Source organism: Microbacterium sp. NPDC079356, assembly GCF_049545465.1.
Taxonomy (GTDB): Bacteria; Actinomycetota; Actinomycetes; order Actinomycetales; family Microbacteriaceae; genus Microbacterium; species Microbacterium gawkjiense.
Genome location: NZ_JBMWDN010000006.1, coordinates 1 through 14,011 on the forward strand (window position 1 = coordinate 1; position 14,011 = coordinate 14,011).

The following is a 14,011-nucleotide window of genomic DNA, read 5'->3' on the forward strand; positions in this document are numbered from 1 at the left end:
TCGTTCTGCTGATCACTCGTGAGCGGCACACAAACCTCCGGATCGATCATCGCCGGTGGTGCGTTGACCCGTTGAGATCGCCATCGTTTACGGCACGGCCGGCGCCGACGTGGATCAGCACTCAACACGCCGGGCGATGTAACCGCCGAAACCCCCCGCCGTAACGGCCACTGGCCGAAGCCCTCATCGGACGTTTTCGGTGGGTCGAACGTGAGTTCGGGAAGGGCTGCCATATGTGACCGCAAGGGGATCCCTCTGCGCGCCGCATGAGCTATTCGAGCAGCGTGTCACCCGGGTGGGTGCAAATGTTCGGCTGTACGAGCTCACTGTGGCGGCATGCGGTGGTGTCAGCTCTGGTCGCTCATGCCAGATGGCCGGTGGAGTTCGAGCGGGATCAGGAGAGTTTCTGTCGGCGGGAGGATGAGGCTCGCCGGCTCGACCCCGACGATAGCTCCACTCAGCATTCTCCTGTTTCGGGATTGACGGTCATCTTCCCGCACACCGATCCACCCTCCGGCGCCTCGTTGACAACCGAAGAAGTGACGGTGGTCCATGACACGGCGGTTCCCGCCGGGATTCCATCCTGATCCCGGAGAAGCACCTCGCGATCGCCGATGAAAGTACCGGTGTCGGGGTCGATGATGATGTCTACGCGAGTGCCCCATGCCTCCTCGACCCGCCCGATCGCGATCCCCGTTCGACCCTGAAGGGTGGCTTGATCACTGACGAAGGTCACGCCAGGGATCATGGCCGCGGCCTTATACATCGCAGCGCGCAGATCCGCAGGAACGTTCCCGATTCGGAGCCGGTCCGCCATATAGACGAGCGCTTCGGTGTCGGGTGAAGGGCCAGCGCCGAGGGTGACACGGTAGATGTAGTTGAGCAGACGGTACGGGTCTCGCGGAAGCTCGTCCAAGTCCGCGAATCCCGCCCCGGATGAGCCCCCGTAGAACGCGCCGCCCGGCGCTCGAAGGAGATCTCCAGCCTCGAACGTGTCCGACGACGACACCCCGTCCCACCACTCGTTCGCGATCTCCTCCGATTCTGGACCGAAGGTCGCCGCGATGGACTGCGGACCGCGCACCCATACCCAGTCGTCGGACGGATCCGCGGGACGGTAGAGGGTGTCATCGGACGCGTACTGGTACGAGGCCACGACGTCACCATTGCCCCCGCTTGACAGGTGCACTCCCACCGTCCTGACCTTTAGGTATTGACCGGGCTGCACCACCGGGTCAATCGAGGCGATCGCAGCGGAGCTGGCTTCATCGAGGACGGCTGCGGCAGCTGCATCCGCGCCCCCGCGCCACCCCGCAAAACCGACCACGTCCGTCAACACGAGCCCCGCCACGAGCGCCGCGGCGCCGACAGCGCTGAGCCCGCTGATCGCGAAACGCCGAGCGCGTTTCGGTCGGCGTGGCGTGCTGGTGTGCGGCTGGGCGTAGCCGGCGGCTGCGGCTAGGAGCGCGCCGCGCCCCCGGTTCAGCGCCGCTTCCGGTGGTGCGGCCTCGCTACGCGTGTTGCGCAGCAGCGTCAACTCGTCCATGTTCCTTCTCCATCTCGGGATCGGTCGTGCCGGCCGCGGTCCGCAGGATGCGGCGGGCACGGTTGAGTCGTGAGCGAACGGTGCCAATCGGCACGTCGAGAGCGCGTGCGACGCCCGCGTAGTCGAGGTCGCCCCATGCGTACAGCAGCAGGGTGTCGCGGTCGGACGCAGGCAGACCACGCAGCGCCGAAGCCAAGCGCCGCGTGAGCCGCGCAGCGTCCAACCGCGCACCCGCCTGCTCGATCACGTCGGGCGAGAGCTGCGCCGCGAGATCCGCAACCATGCCCTTCCACGCCCGCGCTTCCAGCCGCACATGCTTATGCATCAAGCGGGTGGCGATCCCGAACAGCCAGGGGCGAGCATCGACGACCGCGAGGTCGTACGCTGCTCTCTTCTCGAAGGCGACGAGGAACGTCTCCGACATCACGTCCTCGGCGCTGCCCTCTCCCAGCCGCTGCGCCGCGTAGCGGTAGATCACTGGCGCATGTCGATCGAAGAGCAGCGCGAACGCACCCGGCTCATCGGCCGAGCGTTCGATCACCTCGTTGTCTGTGCTCACGTCTGTATTGCTCATTTGTCCCGTTCGAGTTCACGATCCAGTACACGCGCTCGATCGGACGTCACGACGTGCCGGTAAGCACAGCAACGACAACAGCGACGCCACGAAGGCAAGCGCGCGAGAGCGTGGGCCCGAAAGTGAATCCGGAAGGCCGTGAATCCCGCGAATTCCGGTGATGAGTGCGCCGGACAGGGTCCGATGACACCGATCAGCACCGCCCGAAAGCCGGTCCATCAGCGTGCTTCGCGCGCATGCGGCACGTCGAGCAAACGGCTGGGCGCGTGCGACTCGTGCTCGGCCTCCGCGCGACGCGGGTCTCAACGTCGCGATGGGCGTCGTGATGGAGGATGTAACGGATCGGGAGGGTGTGGACAGTACAGGGCATGGATGCGACTGATCGGGCGCAGGGGACGCTGTGGGAGCGTGGTGCTGCCGGTGATGGTGGCGCGTTCGGTCTGATCTTCGATCTACATCGCGACCGTGTGTTCCGTCACGCCTACCGGATCCTGCAGGACGTCCACGATGCCGAGGATGCGTCCGCGGTCGCGTTCCTCGAACTGTGGCGGCGCCGCCGGCAGGTGCGATTGGTGGACGGGTCGCCGTTGCCGTGGCTGCTCGCGACGACCACGAATACGTGCCGGAACCTCGCCCGCGCGAAGCGCCGCTATCGGACCCTGCTCGACACGCTGCCCCACAGCGCAACCGCACCTTCGGCCGAGGACGCGGCCCTCGACGGGCTCGTCGCCGACGGCGAGCTCGCAGCCGCGCTGACCACGCTGAGCCGGGCGGATGCGGAGCTGTTCGCCCTGGTCGCGGTGGAGGGCTACTCGATCACGGACGCCGCCGTCGCGGTTGGAGTGTCGCCAGGGGCGGCGCGCACGCGGATGCACCGGATCCGGCACAGCCTGCAGCACCGGTTGGGTCACCACACCCTTGCCGGGTACCTCTCGAAGGAGGCGACATGAACACCATCCAGATGAGCCCCGAGTTCGCGACCGCGTTCCGTGCCCGACTCGTCGAGCACGTGAACACCACCGCCCGACCGAAGCGGCGCCGCGCGCTCCTCGCGGGCGGGATCACGCTGGCCCTGGTTCTCGGCGGCACGGCCGCGGCCGCCGCGACCGGGCTGATCCCCCTCCCCGGCGGAACCGAGATCACCGAGCTGGCTGAGACCACCTCCGGCACCTTCACCGGCACCGACGCGCTCGAACTCGGGGAGCGGCCGGCGGATACGACCGGGGTCGCGGTCTCGCTGACCTGCCTCACTCCTGGGACATTCACGTTCGACGACGGAGCATCCGTGACGTGCAGCACTGCGTCCGACAGTGCCAACCCGACCACGTACGTCGTCCCGGCAGACGCGGTCACCGGCAACCAGGTCGGCATGGTCACCGGACCGGACTCGGTGTGGTCGATGACCGCGACCTGGATGCTGGCGGAGACGACCGAATGGGCGGTCAACGTCGACGGGTACACCTACGGCGTCATCAACGAGAACGGTGAACCCGACCTGATCGCGGTCATGACCACCGACAACCAGCCGGGGTACGTCTGGCGGATGGACCTGGACGACGCCAACGGCACCACCGCCGCGGAATCGTTCACCTCACCCGAAGACGCCCTGCGATGGCAGGAAGAGAACGCCGGCACCGTCCATTACATCCCCGTCTACGAACCCGACGGCACCACACAGATCGGCGAATTCCAGGTCGGCGGCAACTAAGGGCACCCGCGCGACTGCGAACGGGGAAGCCCGACAACCGGTCGGCCCACGCATGCCCTCAGATATCGACTACGCCCGAACCCATCGAAGCGCGATGCGCACGTTTAGCCCGCCCGGTGAATTGAACGTCCATGGTGCCCTAACTGCCGCATCGGAACTGTCCGTATGAGGATCCTCTTGCGGGCAATGCGCGATCCAGGGAGGTCGCGTACGCGCGGAGACGCGCGCGATTAGGGCCCCGTTGCTACCTGCGCCGATCCATTCGGCGAGCTGATGGCTGACGAGGAGACGCGTGCGACAGCGGGGAACTGGAAGCCCGTTCGGAGGGAGCGTTGACGTGCCAGGGCCCGGGACCTTGGTCCCGCATCCCCGCCACAGCGAGACGTAGCTTGGAATTGTAGATACCCGCCGGGGGTATAGGTGGTGATCATGCAGGGGAGGGGCACGGTCCCCGTGAGGAAGAAGTGGTGTGCTGATGATGTGGGATGACGGTGATGGCGGCTACGACATGGGCTTCGGAATGGGCTGGGGTTGGGGTTGGCTGTGGGCTGTTCTCATCCTGATCGGGATCGGGCTGCTGGTGTACGTGGCGGTCCGGCTGAGCACTCGCAGTACGACATCGCCTGCAGCTTCCGCCCCTCCGACGACCGGTGAGGCGTCGCCTGGTCCTGCGGTGTCGTCGGCTCAGCGGATCCTCGAGGAGCGCTACGCGCGCGGCGAGATCGACACGGACGAGTTCAACGAGCGCTCGCGTGTTCTCAGAGGCGGATGAGACGCGCTGCCCGGTCATCACCGGGTCCACGGCGTTCTGAGACCCGCCGGATCATGCGTTGGCCGTGGGCCAGCGGTTGGTCGGCCGAGCGAGGCTATGATGACGACATGCCGAACGGGCAGCAGATGAGCGCGACGTCGAACGCGGCGGGGGCCGGCCAGTCCTGGTCACCCATCGCGTACACGAGCGAGAAGGACTTCCACGCCCTGACCGCCGGACCCGACGGCACCCTGTACGGGCTCTCCACAGATGAGCCTGCTGTGCTGACCAGCACCGACGGCGGTTCGACCTGGACGGCAGCGGGCGCGAACATCTCCGCGTACGCGCTCACTGTCGACGACACCGGCACCGTCTACGCCACCACCCCCGGCGGGGTTCTGTTCAGCGTGGACGGGGCGGCCACCTTCGCGCCCGTGACCGATGCGCCGGCGCTGTATCTGCTGTCGGCATCCCCCGACCACTCGACCCTGGTCGGAGTCGACGCCGAGGGCACCATCTGGACGAGCGCGGACGCCGCCGTATCGTGGACCGAAGTCGGCAGTGCGGACGGCCAGGCGCAGGCGGTCGCTCTCACCTCGTCGGGAGAGATCGCCGTGGCCGACGACAGCGGGCTCCGGCTCCTCGGCGGCGACCAGTGACCCGGGACCTGCGAGTCGGGAGGCGCACGTGAGCGAGCAGTCCGCGAAGATCAGCCTCGTCGGCTCGGTGGCGCTGGGCACCGGGGTGATGATCGGCGCGGGGATCTTCGCACTCGTCGGGCAGGTCGCCGGACTCGCCGGCGACTGGTTCCCGGTCGCGTTCATCGCCGGCGCCGCCGTCGCAGGTGTCAGCTCCTACGCCTACGCACGGTACTCGAGCGTGAACCCGTCGGCGGGCGGCATCGCGATGCTGCTGAAGGACGCGTATGGCCCGGGCGTGGTCGCTGGGTCGTTCTCGCTGTTCATGTACGTGTCGATGGTGGTCGCCGAGAGCCTCCTCGCCCGCACGTTCGGCACCTACCTGCTGCGACCCTTCGGGCTCCAGGACTCCGCCGTGCTGGTGCCGCTGCTGGGCATCATCGCGATCGCGGCCGCGGCTGTAGTGAACCTCGTCGGCAACCAGCTCGTGGAACGCTCCGCGCTGGTCACCGCGGTCCTGAAGATCGTCGGGATCGCGGTCCTCGCAGCGGCCGGTCTCATCGGTGCGGCCGCCACCGGCGCCGGGTTCTTCTCACACAGCTCCGACAGCGGCGACGGCATCCTCGGCGCCATCGCCGCTGTCGCGCTGTGCGTGCTCGCGTACAAGGGCTTCACGACGATCACAAACCAGGGCGATGACCTGGCACACCCCAAGCGGAACATCGCCCGGTCCATCACGATCTCGATCGTGATCTGCGCGGTGCTGTATCTGCTGATCACTCTGTCGGTGGGTGCGAGCATCGGGGCGTCCGGCGCGATCGATGCCCGCGACTACGCCCTCGCTGAAGCAGCAGACCCGGTGTTCGGCGCGTGGGGCGTGGGCATCACTGTCGCGATCGCGGTGATCGCGACCCTCTCCGGACTGCTCGCCAGCCTGTTCTCGGTGTCGCGCCTGTACGGGATGCTGCAGGAGATGAAGCAAGCCCCCTCCCTGCCGGCGCGGGTGCCGCACCAGCCGCTGCTGATCACTGCCGGGGCCGCGATCATCCTCACCGCGGTACTCGACCTGAGCCGCATCGCGGCACTGGGGGTCTTCCTCTATCTCACGATGGACATCGCCGTGCAGTGGGGAGTGCTTCGCCGGCTGCGCGACAAGATCAACGCGCAGCGCTGGCTACCCATCGCCACGATCGTGCTGGACGTCGCGATCCTCGCCGCGTTCACGATCAGCAAGGCGCAATCCGATCTGCCCACCGTCGCCGTCGCAGCAGGTCTCCCAGCAGTGATCTTCGCCGCGCAGGCCTGGGTCGTAGCCCGCCGAACTCGAAGGGAGACCAGCGATCGCTGACCCCGCACCCGATTAGACCGAGCCGATCGGCACGCGAGAAGGCCCGGATCCCGTGGACGAGTCTGGGACCGTGGATTCGAGGTCGGATGGCCGCCGTTGCGCCGCGTATCGAGATCCTCGCCGACACGCGCGGTCGCGCGTACACTGACGGCGCGCGGCACCCGAGCCCCAGCATCCCCCCATCTGGGGGCCATACACCTCGACTGCTGGTGTGATGTCGCGTGATGGTACCTTCGCCGACCGGATCCCTGACCCGCGAGACGAGGGGACCGCCTCACCCTGCCAACACCCCCGGGATACGCGCGGGGACAGAGTCACGTCCCGATCCTTCAGCGAACGGCTTGACGGGCTGGCGCCGTCCGTGGCGCCCCATTGGGGTCACATCATGGGCCGCCCAATTCTCCGAACCACGGTGATCGCGGTTGTCGTGTTCGGCTTCCTGTTGCTGTGGGCGTCGGTCGCGTTCAACTGGCCGGCGGCGCAGTGGATCGTGCTGATCGGGTATGTGTTGCTCGCGATCCTCATCACTATTGGGTTCATCCGCCGGAGGCGGCGGCCGCGCCATGCTGCTTCCGAGCTTTCGGCATCCGACGCATACTCGGATATCCAACTCGGGCGAAGCCCGATCACGCACTATCCGCGCGATGAAGCCAGCACCTCCCAGATCGGCGATCCTCCAGGAGATCGCTAGTCACCCGAGCGCGCAGTAGCCGGTCGTCATGCGTGCCAGTCCCGCTTCACGCGCCCGCGCCCGTCGCCCGCGGACGCGGTGTTTTCAGATAGCCCGCCCGATGCGATGCACGGGCAAGGTCCGCCGCGCGGGCCAAGCGACTGTCGGCGTGAGCATCACCCAGTCGAGCAGATTCGGTGCGTGGCGCGGCTCGCAGGGACCAAACTCCGACGCTGCCATAGAGGTGGGCCCCGTGGGGCTCGAACCCACGACCCGCGGATTAAAAGTCCGATGCTCTACCGACTGAGCTAGAGGCCCTCAGCATCCCAGCCTAACGGGGGAGCGGCGCGGCATCCGTCACTCGGTGCTCTTCGAACTGCCGAAGACGACCCCGAGCATGATGCCGAACGACAGGCCGAACCCGACGCCGAGCCCGATGTTGTCGAGGAACAGCAGTCCGACCATCATCCCGCCGAGCATTCCGAAACCGATCCAGAGGCCGAACGACATCCCGTTCATGTTCTTGTTCGCCATGCCTCGACGCTACGGACGGCGCCGAGCCGCGGCATCCCCCACACGAGGGAAAAGAAGGCGGCGCCGCCGGAGCCCGCAGAGCTTCGACGACGCCGCCGGTCGAGAAGACCGTGATCACATCGGGGGCATCAGCACCGTGTCGATGAGGTAGACGGTCGCGTTCGCGGTCTGGACGCCACCGCAGATGACGTTGGCGTCGTTGACCATCAGCTCGTCGCCCGAGCCGGTGACCTCGAGGTCAGCGCCCTGAACGGTCGCGTGCGTGCCGACGATTTCGTCGGGTGCGATCTGGCCGGGGACCACGTGGTAGGTGAGGATCGACGTCAGCGTCTCGGAGTCCGTCTTCAGACCCTCGATGGTCTCGGCGGGGATCTTGGCGAACGCCTCGTCGACCGGGGCGAAGACGGTGAACTCGTCACCGTTCAGCGTGTCGACCAGGTTGACGTCGGGGTTCAGCTGGCCGCTGACGGCAGCGGTCAGCGTCTTGAGCAGCGGGTTGTTGGATGCCGCGGTGGCCACCGGGTCCTGCGCCATGCCGGAGACCGATCCGGCGCCGTCCGGAACGGCCTCGGCGTAGTCCGCGCAGCCCGGGCCGACGAGGTTGGCGGCGGGGTCCATCGTGTCCTCGGTCATCTCGGGCGAGGGCGACTCCATCGGCTCCTGCGACTCCATGCCCTCGCTGCTGGTGCCACCCTCGGGGGCGGTGCTCGACGAGCAGCCGGCGAGAGCGAACGCACCGACCAGCGTCAGAGAGAGTGCTGCGGTCATCTTCTTCTTCGTGCTGAACATGTTGTCCTCCATGTGTTGGGACCGCCCTCTGCGGCGGCGATGTCTGGTCTTCGGAACCACGAGGCAAACGGATTGCACATTTCCCGAGATTCTTTTTCGCGGGTTCTCGCTGGCCCGATGCCGACGGTCACGAAACGCTCTCGATCCCGCGTCCAGCCGGGGTTTCGGGCCCCGGCATCCGAGTTCCTCGTCTCCGGGGTGGCATGCTGAGAGGCGATGGTTATCGACGGTGTTGACGTTCCCGACGACGGGCAGGCGGCAGATCACGCCGGCGACCTCCTCGTCCGCATCACCGACGGCGACCAGGCGGCCTTCGCAGAGCTCTACGACATGCTCTCCTCACGGGTGTTCGGACTGATCCGACGCGTCCTCGTCGACCCGTCGCAGAGCGAAGAGGTGCTGCAGGAGGTTTTCCTCGAGGTCTGGCAATCCGCTTCCTCGTTCGCTCCGAACAAAGGGCAAGGAAGAAGCTGGATCCTGACGATGGCTCATCGTCGGGCCGTCGACCGGGTGCGCTCGTCACAATCGAGCGTGGACCGGGATATGCGTGTCGGAGCCCGGGACGCGTACACACAAGAAGAAGGCATCGCCGAACAGGTCGAGATGAAGATCGAAGGACGTCGCGTCGTCCGCGCACTCCGGTCTCTGCCCGACCCGCAACGCGAAGCCCTGACCCTCGCGTACTTCGGGGGATACAGCCAAAGTGAGATTGCGACGCTCCTCGGAGCACCGCTGGGAACGATCAAGACACGCATGCGCGACGGACTGAACCGCCTACGACAGGAGATGGGGGTGACACTGTGAACGAGATGGAGTTCGCCGAACTCTCCGCAGGGCACGCGCTCGACGCGCTGTCGCCGGAGGACGAACGCGCCTACCAGGACGCACTGGCCGCCCACCCCGAGTGGCAGGACCAGGTCGACGCCGACGCACAGGTCGCCGGATTCCTCGCCGAAGGCGGGGGCGAAGAAGCCCCTCCCGCCGATCTGCGGGCCCGGTTGCTCGAGCAGATCAGTGGGATGCCGCAGGCCCCGGCGCGTGCTGCTGCCGCTGAGCCTGTCGCCGCGGAGCCTGCGGCCGAGTCCGCTCCGGCGGACGAGCCCGTCGTCGCCGGACCGCCGACCGAAGCGATCCAGGCCGTGCAGCGACGCAACTGGACCCGCGGACTCTTCGCGCTCGTCGCATCCGCCGCACTTCTCGTCGGCATCGGCTGGGGCGTCGGATCCCTCGTCGAACAGGCCCGCACGCCCCTCGAGGTGCAGGCGCTGGAGCAGATCGAGGCCGCGCCCGACGCGCAGACCGTGACCGGTCAGTTCACCGACGGCGGCGAGGCCGTGCTGCACTGGTCGGACGAGCTCGACAAGGTCGTGCTGACGACGGATGACGCACCCGAGATCCCCTCGGACCGTTCCTTCGAGCTGTGGTTCATCCGCGGCGACCAGCCGATCTCGGCCGGCGTGTTCGACCCGTCCGACGAGGTCACGGCGCTGCTGTCCGGCGAGTTCGAGCCCGGCGACATCGTGGCGGTCACGGTCGAGCAGAAGGGCGGATCGCCCGACGGCTCGCCCACGACCGACCCGATCATCACGATCCCCACGGCCTGAGCCTCTCGGGTCTCGTCCCCGCCCTGCGGGGTAGCCTGGAGCGATGTTTGACGCGTCCCGCGACTTCCACAAGCCGGTCCGCCGTTCCCCCGACTCGTTCGATCGCAACTTCGCCGCCGACGATCCCGCTGAAGCCAGCCGCGTGGCGCACGCCACGGCATCCGCTCTGCTCTCGCGGGTGCGCGAGGCGCCGCACGACGAGGTCATCGACCGGCTCGTGACCTTCACCGACGCGCACGGCATCGCGACCATCGCCGAGCTGTGGGCGCAGTCGCCCGCCCGGTCGCTGCCGGGCGCGCTGTGGCGGCTGTACCTGCTGCAGCTGATGATCCACGACGACCCGGCGACGTCCGCGCTGCTCTACGAGCGGGGACGCACGCGGCTCGCATCGGCCGATGTCGTCATCGCGGGGGCGCCGACACCGGCAAGCCCCGACGAGCTCGTCTCGCTCATCGACCTCATCATGCGCGGGGTGTTCGCAGGCGACTTCGCGCTCGCCCTCGAGCGGGCGGCGGCGTTCTCGCGCGTCGTCTCGGCCGGCGCGACCGACCTCGCCGACGACTACGACGCGAGCGAACCCGGCCGGGCGTCGCAGTTCACGACCCGCGCGCTGCGCCTCGACACCTACGCCGGCGACCTCACGGCGGCCGCGGCCCTGTGGCGCCGCGACGGCCTCACCTGAGTCGGGGGCCGCGTCGCGGTCGCGGGGAGGAAAGTGCCGGGCCGCAGAACGCCTCTCGGCGCGTGGCCGCTCGCAGCGGCTGAAGATGGAGCCCGGGGTTACTGCGGCCCGGCTAGAAAAGTGTAACGGAGGGGCTCCGCGGGTATTCCAGCCCGCGGGGGATTTCGTTCGGGCCGGGCGTGTCGCGGCGCGGGCGTCGTGCGCGTTCACGGGTGCAACGGATGCCGGGTGACACGCGGCATCCCGTCGCTCTTCAGCGGCGTGTCGCGCACGATCCGTGGCATCCGTCGACACCGCCGCGGACGGATGCCGCCGCGTAGGCTCGTCGCATGGCTTGGCGCTTCGCTCTCATGATCGACCCCGCGGCATCCGACGATGCGCGCACCGACTTCGCCGACACGTTCACCGAGGTGGACCCGTCGGCCCCCGCGCTCACCGTGGGCGAGCTGAGCACGCAGCGCGGCGACGGGATCTTCGAGTCGATCGGCGTCGTCGACGGGCACGCGCAGGAGGTCGAGCCGCACCTCGAGCGACTCGCGCACTCCGCCGAGATCTGCGAGCTGCCCGCGCCGAACCTGGGGCAGTGGCGCGAGGCGATCCGGCGCGCGCAGGCCGCGTCGGGGGAGGGCGAGGCGGTCATCAAACTGATCCTGAGCCGCGGTGTCGAGCACGGACCGACGCCGACCGCGTGGGTCACGGTGGCGCCGGCCGCGGATTTCACGAAGGCGCGCACCGAGGGCATCGCGGTGGCGGTGCTCGACCGCGGGTACAGCATCGATCTGCCGGGGCGGGCGCCGTGGCTGCTGCTGGGCGCGAAGACGCTGTCGTACGCGGTGAACATGGCGGCGATCCGCGAGGCGAAGCGCCGCGGAGCCGACGACGCCGTGTTCGTGAGCTCCGACGGATTCGTGCTCGAGGCGCCGACCGCGTCGCTGATCATCCGCCGCGGCGACGCGTTCGTGACGCCGGCGCCGAACGGCGGCATCCTGCACGGCACGACCCAGCTGAGCCTGTTCGAGCACCTCGCCGCGCAGGGCTTCGAGACCGCGTACGAGACGCTGCCCGCCTCGGCCCTGTACGAAGCGGATGCTGCCTGGCTCGTCTCGAGCGTGCGTCTGGCCGCCCCGATCACCGCCGTCGACGGTCGCCCGCTGGCCGTGGACGCCGAGCTCACCGCATCCTTCAACCGCTACCTCCTCAGCCCCCGCGACTGACCCGGTCGCGCACGATGTCGGATCCCGCGCGCGACACGCCGAGCGGATGCCGCGACGCGCCGCAACTGGCCCATTCCCGTCCGACGACGTGTCAGGGCATTTCGGCGACGGCGGCGAGGATGGCCCGCTCCACGAGGTCCCAGTCGTGGATGACCATTGCATAGTCGAAGCGCAGCGTGCGATGACCCCACAGGGCGGATGACCCCACAGGGCGGCGTTGGCGTCGCGGACGAGGTCTTTGTGCCGCTGGGACGGCCCGTCGTGGTTCTCGCGCCCGTCGACCTCCACGATCAGGCGGTCGCCGATGAGCAGATCGACCCGGCCGACGGCGACCACCGACACCTGGGTGCGGATCCGAAGTCCACGTCCTCGCAGGCGGAACCGCACGAGCGATTCCAACCCGCTGTCGGCATCGCTCTGGGCGAAGGCGACGACATCGCGTGCCTCCTGGTCGAGGAGGTCGACGAGCTCGGCGCGATCGCGCGCACGCAGCAAACCCTTCCTGAGCGCGGACTCCAGTGCGACGAAGAACGACTCGAGTCCACGACAGCGCCGGATCTGCCACAGCACGATCGCAAGGGGCGGGATGCCGAAGTCCCGGCGGCGGCCGCCGTCCCAGTGCACGACGCATCCACAGTCCGCGCCGTGGTGCGCACGCCCGTCGCGGCCCATCCACACGTGCGTGGTGCGGTCGTCCTCCAGCACCCACAGGCCCAGGTGGCGCGCGGCCGTGATGCAGGCCAGTGCCCCGCCGTGCTGCGCAGCGACGACGGCCCCGGTGCAGGCCTCGCGGGTCGCGTAGACACCGTTGCGCACGCGGTGCAGCACACCGCGCGTCACCGAGCGATCGATCGCCGATCTGGGAACGCCCGCGGTGCGAAGAGCGGCGAAGGTCACGATCGAGGCGTCCCCACACATGACCTCAGGCTGGGCCCGTCTGCCGTCCCCCGAGCACCCTCCTCACCATTCTTCGCATAGTCGGTCAGGTCGGCCGGATGAGGAGGAGGCTGCGATCCGAGCAGGATGTCGGATGCCGGGCCGCAACACGCCGTGCGGCGCGGCGACACGCCGCACGGCGCGGTCCGACGTCCGACCCTGGTTCCACACACAAAAGAACGCGCCGGCACGGAACCCGAATCCGTGCCGGCGCGTGGCCTCAGGGAGGAGGACTCACCCGAAGCGACCCGAGACGTAGTCCTCGGTGGCCTGGACGGACGGCTTGGTGAAGATCGTGCCGGTCTCGTCGTACTCGATGAGCTTGCCGGGCTTGCCGGTGCCGGCGATGTTGAAGAACGCGGTCTTGTCCGAGACGCGCGAGGCCTGCTGCATGTTGTGCGTCACGATGACGATCGTGTACTCGCTCTTGAGCTCCTGGATGAGCTCCTCGATCGCGAACGTCGAGATCGGGTCGAGGGCAGAGCACGGCTCGTCCATCAGCAGCACGTCGGGGGAGACGGCGATCGCGCGCGCGATGCAGAGGCGTTGCTGCTGACCACCCGACAGACCCGATCCGGGCTTCTCGAGACGGTCCTTGACCTCGTTCCAGAGGTTCGCGCCGCGCAGCGACTTCTCGACGAGGGCGTCGGCGTCGGACTTCGAGATGCGCGAGTTGTTGAGCTTCACACCGGCCAGCACGTTGTCGCGGATCGACATCGTGGGGAACGGGTTCGGCCGCTGGAAGACCATGCCGATCTGACGGCGCACCAGCACCGGGTCGACGCCGGGGCCGTAGAGGTCCTCGCCGTCGAGCAGGACCTCGCCCTCGACGCGCGCGCCGGGAATGACCTCGTGCATGCGGTTGAGTGTGCGCAGGAAGGTGGACTTGCCGCATCCGGACGGGCCGATGAAGGCCGTCACGCTGCGGGGCTCGATGTCGAGGGACACGCCCTCCACGGCGAGGAAGTCGCTGTAGTAGACGTTGAGGTCGTTGACTTCGATGCTCTTGGACACTTC

General features: G+C 68.2%; 16 protein-coding genes and 1 tRNA gene. 11 read left to right on the forward strand and 6 right to left on the reverse strand.

From position 1 onward, the window contains the following. Window positions 1-457: 457 nt before the first annotated feature. Together ACPEH0_RS12595 and ACPEH0_RS12600 are read right to left on the reverse strand one after the other, a co-directional pair. Window positions 458-1,546, reverse strand: a complete 1,089-nt coding sequence (locus ACPEH0_RS12595; RefSeq protein ID WP_359921445.1) for a CU044_5270 family protein — start codon at window positions 1,544-1,546, stop codon at window positions 458-460. Next, window positions 1,512-2,105, reverse strand: coding sequence for an RNA polymerase sigma factor (locus tag ACPEH0_RS12600; RefSeq protein ID WP_359921442.1), 594 nt, complete (start codon window positions 2,103-2,105; stop codon window positions 1,512-1,514). The genes ACPEH0_RS12595 and ACPEH0_RS12600 overlap by 35 nt, the downstream gene beginning before the upstream one ends. A 383-nt stretch (window positions 2,106-2,488) precedes the next feature. On the opposite strand from ACPEH0_RS12600, the gene ACPEH0_RS12605 reads away from it, so the two are divergent. The 6 genes from ACPEH0_RS12605 to ACPEH0_RS12630 all read left to right on the forward strand — a co-directional run bounded on the left by ACPEH0_RS12605 (window position 2,489) and on the right by ACPEH0_RS12630 (window position 7,256). After that, the gene (locus tag ACPEH0_RS12605) at window positions 2,489-3,070 is read left to right on the forward strand and encodes an RNA polymerase sigma factor (protein WP_366214327.1); all 582 of its coding nucleotides are present in this window, start codon (window positions 2,489-2,491) and stop codon (window positions 3,068-3,070) included. After that, the gene (locus tag ACPEH0_RS12610; RefSeq protein WP_366214328.1) at window positions 3,067-3,828 is read left to right on the forward strand and encodes a hypothetical protein; all 762 of its coding nucleotides are present in this window, start codon (window positions 3,067-3,069) and stop codon (window positions 3,826-3,828) included. Before ACPEH0_RS12605 ends, ACPEH0_RS12610 begins: the two co-directional genes overlap by 4 nt. A gap of 475 nt (window positions 3,829-4,303) precedes the next feature. Continuing rightward, window positions 4,304-4,600: an SHOCT domain-containing protein gene (locus tag ACPEH0_RS12615; protein WP_217532636.1), complete on the forward strand. Its 297-nt coding sequence runs from the start codon at window positions 4,304-4,306 to the stop codon at window positions 4,598-4,600. A gap of 107 nt (window positions 4,601-4,707) precedes the next feature. After that, a complete protein-coding gene (locus ACPEH0_RS12620) occupies window positions 4,708-5,238 on the forward strand; it encodes a WD40/YVTN/BNR-like repeat-containing protein (RefSeq protein ID WP_217532632.1) in 531 nt (176 codons plus the stop codon). A gap of 28 nt (window positions 5,239-5,266) precedes the next feature. Continuing rightward, entirely contained in the window at window positions 5,267-6,565 is a 1,299-nt protein-coding gene (locus ACPEH0_RS12625; protein ID WP_217532630.1) for an APC family permease, read from the forward strand. Between the two features lie 385 nt (window positions 6,566-6,950). Continuing rightward, window positions 6,951-7,256, forward strand: a complete 306-nt coding sequence (locus ACPEH0_RS12630; protein WP_215487871.1) for a hypothetical protein — start codon at window positions 6,951-6,953, stop codon at window positions 7,254-7,256. A gap of 224 nt (window positions 7,257-7,480) precedes the next feature. Here the strand turns inward: ACPEH0_RS12630 and ACPEH0_RS12635 are convergent. The 3 genes from ACPEH0_RS12635 to ACPEH0_RS12645 all read right to left on the reverse strand — a co-directional run bounded on the left by ACPEH0_RS12635 (window position 7,481) and on the right by ACPEH0_RS12645 (window position 8,558). Beyond that, a tRNA-Lys gene (locus ACPEH0_RS12635) sits at window positions 7,481-7,553 on the reverse strand. Between the two features lie 39 nt (window positions 7,554-7,592). Continuing rightward, the gene (locus ACPEH0_RS12640) at window positions 7,593-7,769 is read right to left on the reverse strand and encodes a hypothetical protein (RefSeq protein ID WP_217531440.1); all 177 of its coding nucleotides are present in this window, start codon (window positions 7,767-7,769) and stop codon (window positions 7,593-7,595) included. Window positions 7,770-7,883: 114 nt separating this feature from the next. Beyond that, window positions 7,884-8,558, reverse strand: coding sequence for a fasciclin domain-containing protein (locus tag ACPEH0_RS12645; protein WP_366214329.1), 675 nt, complete (start codon window positions 8,556-8,558; stop codon window positions 7,884-7,886). A 216-nt stretch (window positions 8,559-8,774) separates the two neighbouring features. Here ACPEH0_RS12645 and sigK point away from each other — a divergent pair, with 216 nt between their 5' ends. The 5 genes from sigK (at window position 8,775) to ACPEH0_RS12670 (ending at window position 13,036) form a co-directional block, all read left to right on the forward strand. Next, entirely contained in the window at window positions 8,775-9,362 is a 588-nt protein-coding gene (gene sigK / locus ACPEH0_RS12650; RefSeq protein WP_366214330.1) for an ECF RNA polymerase sigma factor SigK, read from the forward strand. A 5-nt stretch (window positions 9,363-9,367) separates the two neighbouring features. Next, on the forward strand, window positions 9,368-10,162 hold the full coding sequence (locus ACPEH0_RS12655) for an anti-sigma factor (protein WP_366214391.1): 795 nt from the start codon (window positions 9,368-9,370) through the stop codon (window positions 10,160-10,162). 43 nt (window positions 10,163-10,205) lie between these two features. Beyond that, complete coding sequence (locus ACPEH0_RS12660) at window positions 10,206-10,844, forward strand: DNA-directed RNA polymerase subunit beta (RefSeq protein WP_366214331.1); 639 nt, start codon at window positions 10,206-10,208, stop codon at window positions 10,842-10,844. A gap of 329 nt (window positions 10,845-11,173) precedes the next feature. Continuing rightward, window positions 11,174-12,058 carry an aminodeoxychorismate lyase gene (locus ACPEH0_RS12665; RefSeq protein WP_366214332.1) on the forward strand — a complete coding sequence of 295 codons (885 nt, stop codon included), beginning with the start codon at window positions 11,174-11,176 and terminating at the stop codon, window positions 12,056-12,058. Window positions 12,059-12,256: 198 nt separating this feature from the next. Next, window positions 12,257-13,036, forward strand: a complete 780-nt coding sequence (locus ACPEH0_RS12670; RefSeq protein ID WP_423719479.1) for a hypothetical protein — start codon at window positions 12,257-12,259, stop codon at window positions 13,034-13,036. 192 nt (window positions 13,037-13,228) lie between these two features. Here the strand turns inward: ACPEH0_RS12670 and pstB are convergent, their stop codons facing one another. Then, window positions 13,229-14,008: a phosphate ABC transporter ATP-binding protein PstB gene (pstB, locus tag ACPEH0_RS12675; RefSeq protein ID WP_064003118.1), complete on the reverse strand. Its 780-nt coding sequence runs from the start codon at window positions 14,006-14,008 to the stop codon at window positions 13,229-13,231. Window positions 14,009-14,011 lie beyond the last annotated feature (3 nt).